Below are 15,208 nucleotides of genomic sequence, written 5' to 3'. Positions count from 1 at the left end.
GTTTAGCGGGGAGAAAGCCATGGCCGCCGCGCGTCGTCGCACGCCTATACGCAAAGACCGGCAGAGCGGGACAAACTACGCCTGATGAGGACGAAATACGGCGCTGAGGGACGAGTGACGAACTTGCCCATTTATTCAAAGCGCGAATGTGTGTCAGAAAATACCATGGCCGAGAAACACACCCATCCTGAAGCGATCGCAGATGCCCACGCCGACCAGCGCGCATGGATATTCGTGCTGTTGTTTACAGCCGCCTCCTGGTTTGTGCTGTCTGTGTCACTGGCTGATGATGCCGCGCGTGCAGGTCTTGAGCCGGGGCTGGAACCCTGGCTGCGTGAGGGGGCGTCTCACATTGCCAGCCTGATCGGCTTTCTGATCGTGCCGGTCATGCTGAGCCGTTTTCCGGTCTCGCTTCAGTCATGGAAGACGTCCCTGCCCGCACACATTCTGGCGAGCATTGCCTTCTCCATTATCCATACGCTGATCATGGTGGCGCTCCGCAAGATGAGCTATCCGCCGCTCGTCGGATATGAGTATGAATTCGGCCTCGCAGACCCGTCCATCTGGCTCTACGAATATCGCAAGGATGCCTATTCCTACGTGCTGGTTGTCACCTTTTTCGCCGTGAGCAGGACAATGGAACAGCGCAGACTGGAAGCGCAGGCCGCACGCTCCGATGCCCGCAAAGAGGGCCGCCTTACACTGAAGAGCGGTGGGCGTACGCTTTTCCTGAATGCAGAAGATGTGATTTACGCGGCCGCCGCATCAAACTATGTTGAAATCACAACGCAGCATGGCACGCATCTCGCGCGAATGACATTATCCTCGCTGGAACGCCTGCTCGCAGAAACCGGCACCAACCATATCCGTGTCCACAGATCCTATATTGTGCACGGCGATCATATTCAGGAGATCATCCCAACACGCGACGGTAATGTAACGATCCAGCTCGATAATGGTGTCACCCTAACCGGCTCGCGCAGCTATCGCGACCGGCTGCCGGGCGAGGTGCACCATGCCTGATCGACTGATTTTCATCGGCGATGTCCACGGGATGTCAGACCAGCTTAAAGACCTGCTCGACCGGCTTACTCCGTCTACGGAGGATAAGCTGATTTTTGTCGGCGATCTTGTCGATAAAGGGCCAGACCCGGTCGGCACGGTGCGCATTGTGAGCCAGCTCATCCATCATTCCGATACCGAAACGACCCTTCTGCGCGGCAATCATGAGGACAAGCATTTACGCTATCGCCTTCGCCTGCAGGACAGTCCGAAAGTCGCGCGCAAAATGGGAGAGAGCTCTCCGGAACTTGTCGCTTTCATGTCGGACGCGACAGAAGAGGACTGGGATACTCTGCTGAAAGCACGTCATTTCTGGCGGAACCATGATCGTAATCTGCTCGCCGTGCATGGCGGCATTCCGGGCGATATGTGGTCCTTCCCGCATGACTGGGATGAGGTGGAACGGCTTGAACGTCATGACCAGCGCAGCGTGGAGAAAATCTATCGCACACGCTTTGTCGACCACTATTCCGGTGCCTTCATCGCAAGCGGTCATCAGACCCCGGACGATCCCTTCTGGGCAGAACGCTATGATGGCCGGTTTGGCGATGTCATTTTTGGCCATGAACCCTTCTTTGACGGTCCGCGCGAGTTTCCGCACGCCACTGGCATTGATACAGCTGCCGTCTATGGCGGGCAGCTGACAGCGCTCATCATTCATCCCGATGACAGGCGGGACTATGTAAGCGTGAACTGCCCTGCCTATCGAAAGCCGGGCGCGTAAGCTTTAGTCACGCACCATGAAGGCGTGGGCCATCTCATCAGTAACGGTGAGAAGGTCTGCGATGTCAGACCATGTCTCGCGAATGCTTTCATCGCTCCACGCGCCGGTCTGCAGATCGAGCAGATTGAACCGGTTCTGACCTTCGAAGTTGATCACCAGATGCTCAACAGAGGCAACCGCGCGAAACGGTTCGCCATGTGCAAGTGCCAGAATACGCTCCACCACAGCCGGATTAAAGATGGTACGCGCTTCGACCTGATCAGTGCTGCGCAGGCGGAAATAATCATTAAACGTAGCTGGCACGAGCTGCACATCGTTCAGCTCGCGCTCTGTCACCGGCTTTGACCATGGCGTACCGCGTGATCGCAGCTGGGTGACGCCATGCAAGCGATATGGCGCATTCAGCACCAGTAGCAGGTGATACTTGTCCGGCGCATCATCAACGCTTTCAATCCATTCAAAGGCCGAAAAGCGAATGCCGTTCCGCTCGCCTTCAAAACCGTCCTCGAAGGCATGGCCGAGCGCGCTCTGGCGATAATAGCGGGCCTTTTGTGCTTCGCTGCCGCCCAGCATAACAACGTCCGGCACCAGCATGCCGCTGGCTACCGCAGCCTCAACCGCCTCGTCCAAGCCACCATTTTCATCCAGCGTGTCGATCAGATCGCGCAGGCGACCGGATACAAAGTTCAGTTTTGACAGGATTTTCAAAGTCTGCGGCGCCCCGCCAGGAGATGCCACATAGGAAAGATTAAGTCGTTCTGCCATGGCGGATAGCGCCGAGGCGCGCGCAAGGAAATTGCCTTTCGCCGCAGTGAGCAACATTACCAGCGTATCGCGGCGAAACCATGCAACCAGTGCAAACGTGCCTAAGAACAGGACCGGAAAGAGAATAAACCGCGCTGCGATACCCCAGAACGTATCAGGCAGCACCGTCATCAGGATGGCAAACACAATGAAGAAGGCGATAAAACCTTTGGTGAAGTCCCCCTGTAGTGACTTTTCAGCCGCTTTGGCCTCGTCGCCTTCATTCTGGCGCGTGACCTCATAAAGCGGTCCCACCACAGCGCGATCGCTGAAGACCTTCAGGCTTTTATCCTTCAACCGGTCTGCCAGCTCGTCCCAGCTTGCCGCCATTTACGTCCCCTTTTTGTTAGTGCCTCGACGTGATCCCCGTTTTCATTCTACCTTGCCTTTAAAAAAGGGAGAGAAAATGACACCGCCGCGCATAAGACAACTCGTCATCGCTGCCAACTCGCTCGACACCGCTGAAAAACTGCAGGACATACTGGGCCTTGGCAAGCCATACCCCGATCCGGGCGTAGGTGAGTTCGGCCTGAAAAATGCCGTGTTTGCGCTGGGCGACCAGTTTCTGGAGGTTATAGTTCCCGTCACGCCCGATGCCCCTGCCCGCCGCTTCATCGATCGGTTTGGCGAAGGCGGCTATATGGCCATCTTCCAGACACCCGATATTGAAGGCGTTCGCGCACGCGGCGATGACATGAATCTTCGCCGCGTCTGGAACTATGACAGTGATGAGATCGCAGCGAGCCATTTCCACCCTGCCGATGTCGGCGGCGCGATAGTTTCCGTGGATGAGCCCCGCCCGCCGGAAAGCTGGCGCTGGGGCGGGCCGGACTGGGAGGAGAACTCTGTCCCGGGCGCAATCACCGGCATGCTGGCTCAGTCACCCAAGCCTGATGACATGGGACTGAAATGGGCAACTATTCTCGGCACCGCTTATCTGGAAATCCGCCGTATAGAAACGCGGGATGGTAATGTGAATTTCCGGCAGTCAGAGACGCCCGGCATCCCTGAATTTCATGTCCGTGTAGAAGATAAAAACGCGGCTCTGGAACGTGCACGCGCCCACGGCGTTTCAGTCAGTCAAACAGGCTTTGACCTTGCAGGCGTAACATTTCGCGTGAGCTGAAATGACATCGCTTTCCTTTTGATGGAACGCTCTAGGTTAAAGCCTCTGGAAGGGAGAACACGCTCATATGATTACGGTACACCACCTGAAAAACTCGCGGTCCATGCGCATTATCTGGCTCATGGAAGAACTGGGGCTCGATTACGAGCTGAAGGTCTATGACCGTAATCCGGAGACCAATCTGGCGCCGGACGATTATCGCGCACTCCACCCGCTGGGCAAAGCACCTCTGGTCACGGTCGACGGCGTCACACTCGCCGAGACAGGTGCCATCGTGGAATACTTCCTCGACAAACACCCTGAGAGCGGCCTGCGCCCGGATCAGGATGCACCGGAACGTGTGCCATACCAATACTGGATGCATGCAGCCGAGGGCAGCCTGATGCCTCTGCTCATTATGCAGCTCTTCTTTACGCGCATGGAAACCACGCCGCCATTTCCGATTAAGCAGATCGTGAAAGCCGTCACCGGTAAGGTGCGTGACCTTTACCTTTCGCCGTCTCTGAAAGGCATCATGTCATACATCGAGGCCGAACTTGGAAAGTCGGAGTATTTCGCTGGCGACACGCTTTCCGGCGCTGACATTATGATGAGCTTCCCGCTCGAAGCCGGTATGGCGCGCGCCAATACCGGTATCGCCATGCCGAACACAATTGCCTGGCTGGAGCGCATTCACTCACGCCCTGCCTATGAGGCCGCAGTGCAGAAAGGCGGCGCACAAGAGATTGTGCGTTAGGCTGCCCTAACCTGCTCCGTGGCATTTTTTGAATTTCTTGCCGCTGGCGCATGGGCAGGCATCATTCCGCCCGAGCAAAGCAAACATGCTGGCGGCAGGCTTGCTCATGCCATCTGTGTAGACCCACTTCCCGTCCAGGCGACGGAAGCTGGACTTTTCATGATGGCAGGTGAGGTCACCCTCTAGCAAAAACCAGGCAATGAACTCGACCATGCCGGTCTCATCGCCGGCTTTGCCGCGCACGGTGGAGAGAATATCGAGACGGGTAAATTCGGCATCACGCGCCCATTTGCCGGCCTGCAGACGATCAAATTCGTCCAACCGATCAGGATCGTGCGTGGCGACCAGATACTCAATTTTCTGATTGGCATAGGCACAATAGCGAGACCGCATCAGCTCTTCAGCGGTCTCAGGAACAGCGAGGTCTGCATGAAAGCGGCCGCAACAGTCGGAATAGTCGCGGCCTGTGCCACATGGGCAAGTCATGATGGATTAGTTCATCCGGCCAATGGCGTAGAAACGCTCTTTGCGTTGCTGGCGCAGCTCTTTCGGGCTTAGGCCTTCAAGAGATGTGAGGTTGCGATCAATCGCATCACACACAGAGCGGATCGTGTTCGCCGGATCGCGGTGCGCTCCGCCGAGAGGCTCTGAGATGACTTCGTCGACAATCTTGTTCGACAGGAGCGGTTGGGCCGTAATCTTCATCGCTTCAGCCGCATCACGCGCACGTGCTGCATCGCGCCAAAGAATAGATGCGCAGCCCTCAGGCGAGATCACTGAGTAGATAGAGTGCTCAAGGATAAGAACCTTGTTCGCAGCCGCGATACCAATCGCGCCGCCTGAACCGCCCTCACCTACAATCACAGACACCATAGGTGTCGGCAGAGTGAGGCAGCGCTCGGTTGAGCGGGCAATGGCTTCAGCCTGTCCACGCTCTTCACCGGCTTTGCCCGGGTAAGCGCCAGCCGTATCGACGAGTGTGACAACCGGCAGGTCGAACTGTTCGGCCATATCCATCAGGCGAACCGCTTTACGGTAACCTTCCGGGTGAGCCATGCCGAAATTGTGCTTGATACGGCCTTCTGTGGAGCGGCCTTTTTCATGGCCCATAACGACGACGCTACGGCCACGGAATTTTGCCAGACCACCAACGATAGCTTCATCTTCACCGAAGACGCGGTCACCGGCGAGCGGGACAAAGTCTTCGAACGCTTCAGCGATATAATCTTTGAAGTGCGGGCGTTCCGGGTGGCGAGCAACTTGTGTTTTCCGCCACGGGTCCAGATTTTTATAGAGCTCGTGCAGCTGTTTGGATGACTTCTCGCGCAGACGGGAAATCTCGTCCTGAAGCGACGGACCTTCACCATTACCGGAAAGGTTTTCCAGTTCCGCAATCTTGCGGTCGAGATCAGCCAGCGGCTTTTCAAAATCCAGATACGTATTCAACTCAACGCCCTTGATCTAAATTCCTGATCAGCCGTCAGACCAGATCACGCTGTCGGCGGCTCTAAATCACCATAAACGACAAAATGCGGATTGTCATAGCCGCGCTCTTTTTTTCCGTAAGTGAGGTCTATTCCCTCAAGCGTCAAGACACGGCCGCCGGCAGCAGAGATCACCGCATGCGCTGCGCCTGTGTCCCACTCCATTGTGCGACCGAGGCGCGGATAGAGATCAGCTTCGCCTGCCGCAATCATGCAGAATTTGAGAGACGAGCCCATGGAGACCAGTTCGGCGACATTGAACTTGCCGAGGAACTCGTCTGTTTCCGGTGTGCGGTGGCTTTTGGAGGCAACCGCCGTCACGCCTGCTTCAGGCAGTTTACGAATTTTCAGAGGTTTGCGATCAGCCTCGGCTGGCACGTCGCCTCCCGGTGCAACATCAGCTTCCCACGCCGTTGCCGGACCTTCAGCAACCCAGATATGATTGCGCGCCGGAGCATAGACCACGCCCATAATCGGACGGCCATGCAGGATGAGCGCGATGTTCACAGTGAAGTCTGTGCCCTTTTTGATGAACTCTTTTGTGCCATCGAGCGGGTCCACCAGATAGAACTGCTCCCCCACATCAGGGATATTGCCTGCAGCCACTGATTCTTCGGCCAGCACAGGTACAGTCGGCGTGACCTCTTTCAGCACCTTCAGAATGAGGTCTTCGGCTTTCTGGTCGGCAATAGTGACGGGTGAATCATCGCTCTTGGTATCAGTATTGATCCCGTCGGCTGCGTTATAGACCTCCATGATCACAACGCCTGCATCGATGGCGGCTTTCACCAGCTTGTCTGAAAGCTCCGCACTCGGCGAAATAATGTCACCCATTTTTTGTCCCCTGAATAAACAACTAAACGGCACTAAGCGCGAAATTCGACGTGTCGCAAGGTCAGGCTTGGCAGAAAGTCGGACTTCTGATCAGATTGCACAGTCGCGATACGAAACGCCCAGAAACAAGAAAATAATGCCTGAGTTTCCGTCCCCTGTTCTTTATGCCGTGCCCTTCTTTCTGATCACCATCATTGCTGAATGGTGGGCTGTGAAAACGCGCCGCGCGACTGGCAGATATGAGACGAAGGATGCCCTCGCATCTATCGCGATGGGACTTGGCAATCTTGGCATGGATATTCTGACGGGCTTTCTTGGCATCGTCCTTTTCATGTGGGTCTGGAATTACCGCGTCTTCGAGTTTCCTGTCACATGGTGGTCGGTGGCACTCGCCTTTGCGCTCTACGACTTGACCTATTACTGGAAGCACCGTTTTGCGCACCGTGTCCGCTGGTTCTGGATGGAGCATATCACCCACCATTCCAGCGAGGAATACAATCTGACCACAGCGGTGCGCCAGCCCTGGTATGGGCCTTTCACCGGGCTGATTCTGGTCGGCTTGCCGATGATCCTGTTCGGCTTTCATCCTTTGGTCATCGGCTTTGTTGCGGGGCTGAACCTTGTTTACCAGTACTGGATTCATACCCGGGTGATTGACCGCATGCCGTCATGGTTTGAAGCGGTTATGAACACGCCGAGCCATCACCGGGTGCATCATGCAACCAACCCGAAATATCTCGATATGAATTACGCAGGTGTCTTCATTGTCTGGGACAAGATGTTCGGCACCTTCATCGAAGAAGACCCGAATGAAGAGCCTGTGTATGGGATTGTAAAGCCGATCAAATCCTACAATCCGGTCTGGATCGCCTTTCACGAATTTGTCGGACTGGTACGCGATTGCGCGTCGGACGGTCTGAAGCCTCTCACTTGGGTGAAGCGCGCGGTCAATCCACCAGGCTGGTCACCTGATGGACGACATACCCGCAGCGAAGATATCCGCCGCGACTGGCTGGCCGCTCAATCTACATCCGCACCGGCTGATAGGTGAACGCATTATCGAGATCGGCAAAGGCCATTCCGTCACGGTCTTTGTCCGACAGGTAAAGCTCTTCTCCGCCAACCAGCTGCCAGTCACAACCAAGATCAACATCGTCGAATCGGATCGAACGTTCCGTCTGCGGGCTATAATGGGCATCGACCTTATAGATCACCCGCGTATTCGGCTCCATCGTCCGGAACCCATGCAGAAAGCCTTTCGGCACGAACAGCTGGGCATCGTCTTCATCTGAAAGTTCTACCGTGACGGATCCGAGATAGGTGGGCGACCCACGACGTATATCGACGACACAATCCAGAATACGTCCATGCTCGACACGCAAAAGCTTAGCCTGCGCATCCGGCGGCATTTGCGCATGAAGGCCGCGTATGGTGTTGATCTGCGCAGAGACGGACCGGTTCACCTGTACCACGCGAAAATCCACGCCAGTCCGACGCTGAAACTCGCGTTCGTTGAACATCTCTGAGAAACTTCCGCGACCGTCTTCAAAAACGCGGGGCGTCACAAGCATCAATCCTGGAAGGTCCAGATGTTCGATTTCCATGCCATGCTCCCGTTTGAATGCGTTCTGACGACCCTATCTGCCCGATCTGAACAAAGTTTCAATCCCGCGCATTCTTGCCCGAATCCTCCGAACGCACTAAAAGCCATACATGAAAATTGATACTGTAATTGATGAACTGAACCGGCTGTATACGACAGCCTGCGAAAACCTCCGAACAGCCCTCACCGAATTCGCGGAGAATGGCACGATCCCGGATCGCGCCGCCCGCGCCAAAGGCCTGTTCTGCTACCCTGAACTTGTCGTAAAATATTACTCGGAAAGCGCGGTCCCGCAGATTTCCAGATCTTTCGGCAAATTTTCCGATTTCGGCACCTACACAACAACAATCACACAGCCTGAAGTGTTCGAGACCTATCTGCGCGAGCAGCTGGAGCCGATCCTGCGCGACTATGATGTCGAACTTGAAGTGCGCCCGTCCAAACAGGAAATTCCGTATCCTTATGTCTGGGAAGCCTCCCAGGGTGAAGGGCTGGATATGTCACTGGCGGCAGATATCGCGCGCTGGTTCCCAACGCCGCAGCTCGTCTCTATCGGTGACGAAATCGCAGACGGGGACTTCTTCGACGTCGACGATACCAAGCCGCTTGCCCTATTCGATGCGCCGCGCACCGACTTCTCGCTCCAGCGTTTGAAGCACTATACCGGCACGCCATTCGAGCACTTTCAGAGCTATGTGCTCTTTACCAACTATCACCGCTATATCGACGCCTTTGCTGAATGGGCCGTTGAGCGTCTCAAGGAAGACGACAAATATGAAAGCCTGTCTGCAGCGGGCGGCGTAGAAGTCTTCGCCGACACAGAAAATGCGATGGAGAAAATCCAGAACGCGCCTTGGCGCCGCTTCCAGATGCCAGCCTATCACCTGCGCCGCAAAAACGGTCAGGGTATCACCATGGTGAATATTGGTGTTGGCCCGTCCAACGCCAAAACGATTACAGACCACCTCGCTGTGCTGCGTCCGCAGTGCTGGATCATGGTCGGCCATTGCGGTGGCCTGCGCCACTCGCAACGCATTGGAGACTATGCTCTAGCCCACGCCTATTTGCGTGATGACCACGTGCTTGACGATATGCTGCCGCCGGATATTCCGGTTCCGCCGATTGCCGAAGTTCAGGTCGCGCTGCAACAGGCGACTGTCGATGTTACAGGCGAAAGCGGCGAAGGCCTGAAAAAGCGCCTGCGCACAGGTACCGTCGTCACGACGGACGACCGGAATTGGGAGCTTCGCTACACAGCCTCCGCCAAGCGCATCAACCTGTCGCGCGCGATCGCCATCGACATGGAAAGCGCAACGATTGCGGCCAATGGCTATCGCCTACGCGTACCGTATGGAACGCTGCTGGTTGTCTCGGACAAACCGCTGCACGGCGAGATCAAACTGCCGGGTGCGGCAAATGCGTTTTATGCCCGCGCGATTGGCGAACATATCCAGATAGGTATTCGCACGCTCGAACGTATGGCTGACGAAGGCGCAGAAAGCCTGCACTCACGCAAGCTGCGTTCCTTCGACGAGCCGCCGTTTAGATGAGCAAGCTCAGCCAAACCAGCCGAGATCGAGCCAGCGGGACGCAAGACGTGTCACCAGAATAAACGACCCGATCAGGCCTGAACTGGCGAGCAGAATAACAATACCATCACGCGCCATCAGTCCGAGACCGAACACAAGTATCGTCAGCCCCGGCAGAACCGGCCCGAACGGCACGAGGCCAAGCGGAAATGTCACCAAAGCTGCGGCAACACACATCAGCGCCACGACTTGCAAAAACGGTTTCCGGGTCAGGAAAGACAAGCGCGGACGAAGAATGCGGTCGAACACTTCAGCCCAGCCGCGCGCACCTTTCGCGCCGGCCAGAAGATGTTCCCGATTGAATTTGAATTCGAGAATCTTCTTCGGCACCCAGGGACGCTCAAAGCCGAGCACGATCTGGCCGGTAATCAGAAGCGTCAGCAAAGCCACCAGCCATGTTGCGCCGGGAATGATTGTGAGCGGACTTACCGAGATAAAACCCAGCAACATGATCAGCGGACCATAAGAGCGTGGCCCTACAATCTTCATCAGCCGGACAACGGACACCGTATCGCCTTCAGTCTCTTCGACAAGGCGATCAAACAACCGGCAAAGCGTAGAAGGATTTGTAGCGCTCATGAAATCACTTCGTTCAGATTTGAAAGGCTCTGTCCACCGGGCGAGCCTGATTGCCGTCAGCTTTGCTCTGTTTCGCCGAAGCTGTCAGCAAGGCGCTTCAACATATCAGCTAGCTGGTTGATTTCAGCCTCGGTCAGCACCGCTTCCAGCCGATCATTGATTTCCGCGAACGGGCCATTCACCGACTGGAGTGCCTCACGGCCAGAATCCGTCAGCGTCAGAAGCCATGTGCGCGCATCGGTCTTTGATCGCGCGCGCGTCAAAAACCCGTCCCGAATAAGACGCGTCACCATCGCCGTCACGGCAGATTCATTGAGGCCAAGCTGGCTGGCAATCATACGCTGGTTACAGCTCGCAAACCCTGCCACCACTGAAAGCGCCGCAGCCTGAGACGTGGTAAGCGGTCCAGCCTCCTGTACAAGCCGGTCGGCCGTTTTCTGAACGCAGTGGCTTGCAGCCTGCAGTTTCTGATAAACGCGTGCGCGACGTGCAGAGGACATGAATGTGCTCCTTGAAAGGCTTCACTCATGAAGCAATAGCACGATTCCTTTACAGCTTGTTTCCAGTCGAAATACCCCACTTTGTTTGCGAGATATTCCGCCTCAGTGGCACTCTGTAACATATTAGAGGCCTCTAAAATATGTTACCCAAATCGGTGAGGAGTTATTCTTATGGAATTCGACGCACTGATTCTGTCGCGGCTGCAATTTGCCTTTGTGGTCGCCTTCCACATCATGTTCCCTGCTTTCACGATTGGTCTGGCAGCCTTTCTGGCTGTCGCCGAGGGTTTGTGGTTGTTCACGAAGAAAGAGGTGTTCAAGCGCCTCTATTTGCATTGGGTGAAAATCTTCGCCCTCGCCTTCGGTATCGGCGTCGTGTCCGGCGTTGTCATGTCCTACCAGTTCGGCACGAACTGGGCCGTCTTCTCAGACAAAGCGGGCAGTGTAATCGGCCCGCTCCTGGGCTATGAAGTGCTGACGGCCTTCTTCCTCGAGGCGACGTTCCTTGGTGTGATGCTGTTCGGATGGAAGCGCGTAGGCCCCACACTCCACTTCGTCGCCACCTGCGCAGTCGCGATTGGCACGTCCATCTCTGCTTTCTGGATCCTGTCTGCAAACAGCTGGATGCAGACACCTGTCGGCTTCGACATTGATCCTGAGACCGGCAACTTCTTTGCGACGGACTGGTGGGCAGTGATCTTCAATCCGAGCTTCCCGTCCCGCTATGTCCATATGATGCTCGCTGCCTTTATCACCACGGCGGCTGTTGTTCTGGCTGCAGGCGCGTATCAGGTCATCCGTGGCCGCGTGACGGAGCCGACTCGCTGGCAGATCCGCATGGCGTCCGGCACGCTTCTTCTGCTTATGCCCCTTCAGATCTGGGCCGGTCACTGGTCTGGTGAAGTCGCTCACCATTACCAGCCCGCAAAAGTGGCCGCGATGGAAGGCTGGTGGGAAACCAGCGACGTGCAGGGCACCATCCTGTTTGCGATTCCAGATGCAGAAAACGAGCGCAATATCGCCGAGATCATGATCCCCGGCACCAGCCCGTATCTGTTCAATACAGATGAACCTCTTCAGGGGCTGAATGCCTTCCCTGAAGATGAGCGGCCACCTGTCTTCCCTGTCTTCTGGTCCTTCCGCATCATGGTTGGTGCCGGCATGATCATGCTGTTCATGGGCGGATGGGGCGTCGCGCTCTGGGCTATGAAGCGCATCGAAAAACCTGGCCTGTTCCATTGGCTGGCAGTCCCAACTGGCATTCTGGGCTTCGTCGCCGTTATCACTGGCTGGATTGTCGCCGAAGTCGGTCGCCAGCCCTACACCGTCTATGGCTTCCTTCGAACCGAAGACAGTATCTCACCAGTCGAACCGGCAGCTGTTGCCACGTCACTGATCGTCTTCATGGTGGTCTATGCGATCATCTTCACCGCAGGCGTCATCTATATGGCCCGCATCGCAACACGCGGCTTTGACGATGACCCGACCGATCCACCCGTTCGCGAACACCGCGCGCCCGGCTCTGCGCTTGCATCCGTCACAGACAAGGCAGAGGAGGCCTGAGCCATGGATTACCCACTTATCTGGTCTTTGCTCATCGCCACCGCGGTTATGCTCTACGTCCTTCTGGACGGGTCCGATCTCGGCATCGGTATCCTTACGGCATTTGCGAAGTCTGACGAAGAACGCAATCTGATGACGGCCACAATCGAGCCCGTCTGGGATGGTAACGAGACCTGGCTCATTCTGGGTGGCGGCGGCCTGTTTGCGGCCTTCCCGCTCGCCTACGCCATTCTGATGCCGGCCTTCTATATTCCGGTTCTTCTAATGCTCGCCGCGCTCATTTTCCGCGGCGTTGCGTTCGAATTCCGTCACAAGGCCGTCCGTACGACGACCCGCCATTTCTGGAATGGTGCCTTTTCCTACGGGTCTCTCTTCGCCGCCTTTGCCCAAGGTCTGATCCTCGGCGGCTTCATTCAGGGCGTCAGCGTTGATGGCCGCAGTTTTGCGGGTGGCACATTTGACTGGCTGACACCTTTCACATTGCTGGTCGCACTCTCCGTGACCGGCGGTTATGTGCTGCTTGGGTCATCCTGGCTGGTTCTGAAAACAGAAGGCGGCCTACAAAAATGGTCACGCGCCTGGGCACGCCGGTCTTCCCTTTTCGTGGCACTCGCCATGGCCGCGATCAGCCTTGCAACGCTTTCCATCGATCCGCGCGTGACAGAACGCTGGGGTGTGACAATGCAGGCAATCGAGTTTGGTAAATTCCTGCCGCTCGCGCCTATCCCATTGCTCGCTGGCCTCTTACTTGTCGCGCTCTGGCGGGACCTCAGCATTCTGGGTGACAAAGCGCCTGACTGGCGGCCAATGGTGCTGTCTGCAGCGCTCTTTCTGACCGGCTATCTCGGCCTCGGCATCAGCCTGTTCCCGTATCTTGTGCCGTTTGAGCTCACAATTTGGGAAACCGCAGCACGGGACAATGCGTTACAACTTATGTTGGTCGGCGCATCGATCATGCTGCCGGTCATTCTGGCATACACAATCTACGTCTACTCCCTCTTCTGGGGGAAAGTAGACCCGGAAGAGAGTTATCATGACTAAGATCTTTGAGCCTGTTGGTCCCGAAGACAACACAGAAAGCAAACCAGCCCCTATCGCGCCGCGTCTTGCGTGGTTCATGGGCATCGCCGTGACAAGCGGCGCGGTGGTTATCCTCGCCGCTTACATTCTGCGCGGCCTTCTGGGGCTTTAAGCCCCGTCCACGCAGGCGGCAAGGTCTTTGCCATAGAGTTCGATAAACCGGGAGAACTCATCCTCAAACGCCGCGATATAGGCCTCATGCATATTGAGGTTGAGCGTCGTCATGCCTCGCGCGGCGACGTAAATCCCGCGATTGAGCATATGCAGATGGAAGAGACGCTTAAACTCGCTCGCCCCCGCAACATCCAGGTCTGAAGGATGGGTGATATCTCCGTCATTCAGGTGAAGATTCATGATCGAGCCACGACCGGTCGCCTGCACTGGGACACCCAGATCGCGTGCAGCCTCATTCAGCGTCTTGCGTAGCTTATCGCCGCGCGCATTCAGGCGAACCGCCTCTTCTTCAGTGAAATAATCCGACAGGCCGATATACCCGCCAATCATAGACGCGACGTTGCTATTGAACGTTCCGCCATGTGGAAGGTATGCATCGCCCGAAGCCGGATCAAAGCGCGCCATCAGATCGCGCCGCCCTGCGAGCGCCCCCATGGAGAAACCACCCCCGATATATTTGCCGAGCGTGGTCAGGTCTGCCTGAACACCCACAACGCCTTGCAGTCCAGCAGGGCCGAGACGCGAGGTCATCACCTCGTCAAAGATCAGAACGATGGCGTGCTTATCCGCCATCTCCCGCAGCATTTGCAGAAACTCGGTCTTTGCCGGAATGCAGCCCGCGGCACCGAGCATCGGTTCGACAAGGATTGCACCCAGCTCGGACGCGTTTGCCTCAATCAGCGCGCGCGTGCCTTCAATATCGTTATACTCAGCGAGCGTTATATCAATCGGGATGTTGAGCGCATCGCGCCCTTCCATCAGCACAAGAGAGCTGCCGTGATAGGCGCCTGAAAACGCCAGAACGCCTGTGCGGGCTGTCGCATTACGTGCGAGCCCAAGTGCGAGAAGATTAGCTTCAGTACCAGAATTACAAAAACGAACCTGCTCAAACCCGAAGCGCGAACACAGCAGGCGCGCCAGCAAGTCTTCATGCCGCGTCGGACCGCTGAGCAGTGTGCCATGGCGCGCAATTGCATCCAGCACGCGCCGCGTCATGCCATCATCATGGCCGTAAACACCGGCCGAGTACTCGCCAACGAAATTCAGATAGCCGTGCCCGTCTACATCATAGACGCGGCCCTTGCTGCCACGTTCGATCGTTAGCGGAAATGGCGGATAGTAGACGGTTGAGCGTGTCGTACCGCCCGGCATACAGCGCTTGGCCCGGCGGAACTGCTCTTCACTCCCGGGATTGCGAGTGCGATATACCTGTTCTTCACGCTGGATCGAATGTTTCAGGACATCCAGCCCGTAAGTCGTATCCACTTTGTGTTGCACTGCCATTTGCGAAACCACCCACTATTCGCGCGAGGGTTCCACATCGCCGGACTCACTCAGTCTCCGCAATCT

Annotated in this window: 17 protein-coding genes; 9 read left to right on the top strand and 8 right to left on the bottom strand. The window is 56.3% G+C overall.

Annotated elements, in window-relative coordinates; genetic code table 11:
• Nucleotides 1-165: 165 nt before the first annotated feature.
• Nucleotides 166-1,023, top strand: a complete 858-nt coding sequence (locus G523_RS0106790; protein ID WP_022694284.1) for a LytR/AlgR family response regulator transcription factor — start codon at nt 166-168, stop codon at nt 1,021-1,023.
• The gene (locus G523_RS0106785) at nt 1,016-1,786 is read left to right on the top strand and encodes a metallophosphoesterase family protein (RefSeq protein WP_022694283.1); all 771 of its coding nucleotides are present in this window, start codon (nt 1,016-1,018) and stop codon (nt 1,784-1,786) included. The genes G523_RS0106790 and G523_RS0106785 overlap by 8 nt, the downstream gene beginning before the upstream one ends.
• Before the next feature lie 3 nt (nt 1,787-1,789).
• Here the strand turns inward: G523_RS0106785 and G523_RS0106780 are convergent, their stop codons facing one another.
• Nucleotides 1,790-2,920 carry a DUF3137 domain-containing protein gene (locus G523_RS0106780; protein WP_022694282.1) on the bottom strand — a complete coding sequence of 377 codons (1,131 nt, stop codon included), beginning with the start codon at nt 2,918-2,920 and terminating at the stop codon, nt 1,790-1,792.
• Between the two features lie 76 nt (nt 2,921-2,996).
• Between G523_RS0106780 and G523_RS0106775 the strand changes: the two genes are divergently transcribed.
• Nucleotides 2,997-3,716 carry a VOC family protein gene (locus G523_RS0106775; RefSeq protein WP_022694281.1) on the top strand — a complete coding sequence of 240 codons (720 nt, stop codon included), beginning with the start codon at nt 2,997-2,999 and terminating at the stop codon, nt 3,714-3,716.
• Nucleotides 3,717-3,783: 67 nt separating this feature from the next.
• The gene (locus G523_RS0106770; protein ID WP_022694280.1) at nt 3,784-4,452 is read left to right on the top strand and encodes a glutathione S-transferase family protein; all 669 of its coding nucleotides are present in this window, start codon (nt 3,784-3,786) and stop codon (nt 4,450-4,452) included.
• Between the two features lie 6 nt (nt 4,453-4,458).
• Here G523_RS0106770 and G523_RS0106765 read toward each other — a convergent pair whose 3' ends face one another.
• Genes G523_RS0106765 through cysQ form a run of 3 tightly spaced genes read right to left on the bottom strand, consistent with a single transcriptional unit; the run spans nt 4,459 to nt 6,770 of the window.
• Complete coding sequence (locus tag G523_RS0106765) at nt 4,459-4,938, bottom strand: YchJ family protein (protein WP_022694279.1); 480 nt, start codon at nt 4,936-4,938, stop codon at nt 4,459-4,461.
• 6 nt (nt 4,939-4,944) lie between these two features.
• The gene (locus tag G523_RS0106760) at nt 4,945-5,898 is read right to left on the bottom strand and encodes an acetyl-CoA carboxylase carboxyltransferase subunit alpha (protein ID WP_022694278.1); all 954 of its coding nucleotides are present in this window, start codon (nt 5,896-5,898) and stop codon (nt 4,945-4,947) included.
• Between the two features lie 44 nt (nt 5,899-5,942).
• Nucleotides 5,943-6,770 carry a 3'(2'),5'-bisphosphate nucleotidase CysQ gene (cysQ, locus tag G523_RS0106755; protein ID WP_022694277.1) on the bottom strand — a complete coding sequence of 276 codons (828 nt, stop codon included), beginning with the start codon at nt 6,768-6,770 and terminating at the stop codon, nt 5,943-5,945.
• A gap of 136 nt (nt 6,771-6,906) precedes the next feature.
• Here cysQ and G523_RS18385 point away from each other — a divergent pair, with 136 nt between their 5' ends.
• Nucleotides 6,907-7,821: a sterol desaturase family protein gene (locus G523_RS18385; RefSeq protein WP_022694276.1), complete on the top strand. Its 915-nt coding sequence runs from the start codon at nt 6,907-6,909 to the stop codon at nt 7,819-7,821.
• Here the strand turns inward: G523_RS18385 and rfbC are convergent.
• Nucleotides 7,796-8,374 carry a dTDP-4-dehydrorhamnose 3,5-epimerase gene (rfbC, locus tag G523_RS0106745; RefSeq protein ID WP_022694275.1) on the bottom strand — a complete coding sequence of 193 codons (579 nt, stop codon included), beginning with the start codon at nt 8,372-8,374 and terminating at the stop codon, nt 7,796-7,798. The two genes, G523_RS18385 and rfbC, sit on opposite strands and share 26 nt — an antisense overlap.
• A 109-nt stretch (nt 8,375-8,483) precedes the next feature.
• On the opposite strand from rfbC, the gene G523_RS0106740 reads away from it, so the two are divergent.
• Nucleotides 8,484-9,923 (top strand): AMP nucleosidase, encoded by a 1,440-nt coding sequence (locus tag G523_RS0106740; protein ID WP_022694274.1) that lies wholly within the window; start codon nt 8,484-8,486, stop codon nt 9,921-9,923.
• A 6-nt stretch (nt 9,924-9,929) separates the two neighbouring features.
• Here G523_RS0106740 and G523_RS0106735 read toward each other — a convergent pair whose 3' ends face one another.
• Together G523_RS0106735 and G523_RS18380 are read right to left on the bottom strand one after the other, a co-directional pair.
• Nucleotides 9,930-10,541, bottom strand: coding sequence for an exopolysaccharide biosynthesis protein (locus G523_RS0106735; RefSeq protein WP_022694273.1), 612 nt, complete (start codon nt 10,539-10,541; stop codon nt 9,930-9,932).
• 56 nt (nt 10,542-10,597) lie between these two features.
• A complete protein-coding gene (locus tag G523_RS18380; protein WP_022694272.1) occupies nt 10,598-11,041 on the bottom strand; it encodes a MarR family winged helix-turn-helix transcriptional regulator in 444 nt (147 codons plus the stop codon).
• Nucleotides 11,042-11,212: 171 nt separating this feature from the next.
• Between G523_RS18380 and G523_RS0106725 the strand changes: the two genes are divergently transcribed.
• The 3 genes from G523_RS0106725 to G523_RS20870 are packed head-to-tail and all read left to right on the top strand — an operon-like array spanning nt 11,213 to nt 13,796.
• A complete protein-coding gene (locus G523_RS0106725; protein ID WP_022694271.1) occupies nt 11,213-12,604 on the top strand; it encodes a cytochrome ubiquinol oxidase subunit I in 1,392 nt (463 codons plus the stop codon).
• 3 nt (nt 12,605-12,607) lie between these two features.
• Entirely contained in the window at nt 12,608-13,645 is a 1,038-nt protein-coding gene (gene cydB, locus G523_RS0106720; protein WP_022694270.1) for a cytochrome d ubiquinol oxidase subunit II, read from the top strand.
• The gene (locus G523_RS20870) at nt 13,638-13,796 is read left to right on the top strand and encodes a hypothetical protein (RefSeq protein WP_022694269.1); all 159 of its coding nucleotides are present in this window, start codon (nt 13,638-13,640) and stop codon (nt 13,794-13,796) included. Before cydB ends, G523_RS20870 begins: the two co-directional genes overlap by 8 nt.
• Here G523_RS20870 and G523_RS18375 read toward each other — a convergent pair.
• Nucleotides 13,793-15,142, bottom strand: a complete 1,350-nt coding sequence (locus G523_RS18375) for an aspartate aminotransferase family protein (RefSeq protein ID WP_022694268.1) — start codon at nt 15,140-15,142, stop codon at nt 13,793-13,795. The two genes, G523_RS20870 and G523_RS18375, sit on opposite strands and share 4 nt — an antisense overlap.
• Between the last annotated feature and the right edge of the window lie 66 nt (nt 15,143-15,208).

The organism is Ponticaulis koreensis DSM 19734, assembly GCF_000420665.1.
Classification (GTDB): Bacteria; Pseudomonadota; Alphaproteobacteria; order Caulobacterales; family Hyphomonadaceae; genus Ponticaulis; species Ponticaulis koreensis.
The sequence above is the reverse complement of the archived record's forward strand: the minus strand, read 5'-3'. Positions and strand labels throughout refer to the sequence as shown.

Excerpts from the sequence above, each read along its gene's own strand:
- G523_RS0106790 (WP_022694284.1), top strand. The coding sequence starts at position 166 with ATGGCCGAGAAACACACCCATCCTGAAGCGATCGCAGATGCCCACGCC.
- G523_RS0106785 (WP_022694283.1), top strand. The coding sequence starts at position 1,016 with ATGCCTGATCGACTGATTTTCATCGGCGATGTCCACGGGATGTCAGAC.
- G523_RS0106780 (WP_022694282.1), bottom strand. The coding sequence starts at position 2,920 with ATGGCGGCAAGCTGGGACGAGCTGGCAGACCGGTTGAAGGATAAAAGC.
- G523_RS0106775 (WP_022694281.1), top strand. The coding sequence starts at position 2,997 with ATGACACCGCCGCGCATAAGACAACTCGTCATCGCTGCCAACTCGCTC.
- G523_RS0106770 (WP_022694280.1), top strand. The coding sequence starts at position 3,784 with ATGATTACGGTACACCACCTGAAAAACTCGCGGTCCATGCGCATTATC.
- G523_RS0106765 (WP_022694279.1), bottom strand. The coding sequence starts at position 4,938 with ATGACTTGCCCATGTGGCACAGGCCGCGACTATTCCGACTGTTGCGGC.
- cysQ (WP_022694277.1), bottom strand. The coding sequence starts at position 6,770 with ATGGGTGACATTATTTCGCCGAGTGCGGAGCTTTCAGACAAGCTGGTG.
- G523_RS18385 (WP_022694276.1), top strand. The coding sequence starts at position 6,907 with ATGCCTGAGTTTCCGTCCCCTGTTCTTTATGCCGTGCCCTTCTTTCTG.
- rfbC (WP_022694275.1), bottom strand. The coding sequence starts at position 8,374 with ATGGAAATCGAACATCTGGACCTTCCAGGATTGATGCTTGTGACGCCC.
- G523_RS0106740 (WP_022694274.1), top strand. The coding sequence starts at position 8,484 with ATGAAAATTGATACTGTAATTGATGAACTGAACCGGCTGTATACGACA.
- G523_RS0106735 (WP_022694273.1), bottom strand. The coding sequence starts at position 10,541 with ATGAGCGCTACAAATCCTTCTACGCTTTGCCGGTTGTTTGATCGCCTT.
- G523_RS18380 (WP_022694272.1), bottom strand. The coding sequence starts at position 11,041 with ATGTCCTCTGCACGTCGCGCACGCGTTTATCAGAAACTGCAGGCTGCA.
- G523_RS0106725 (WP_022694271.1), top strand. The coding sequence starts at position 11,213 with ATGGAATTCGACGCACTGATTCTGTCGCGGCTGCAATTTGCCTTTGTG.
- cydB (WP_022694270.1), top strand. The coding sequence starts at position 12,608 with ATGGATTACCCACTTATCTGGTCTTTGCTCATCGCCACCGCGGTTATG.
- G523_RS20870 (WP_022694269.1), top strand. The coding sequence starts at position 13,638 with ATGACTAAGATCTTTGAGCCTGTTGGTCCCGAAGACAACACAGAAAGC.
- G523_RS18375 (WP_022694268.1), bottom strand. The coding sequence starts at position 15,142 with ATGGCAGTGCAACACAAAGTGGATACGACTTACGGGCTGGATGTCCTG.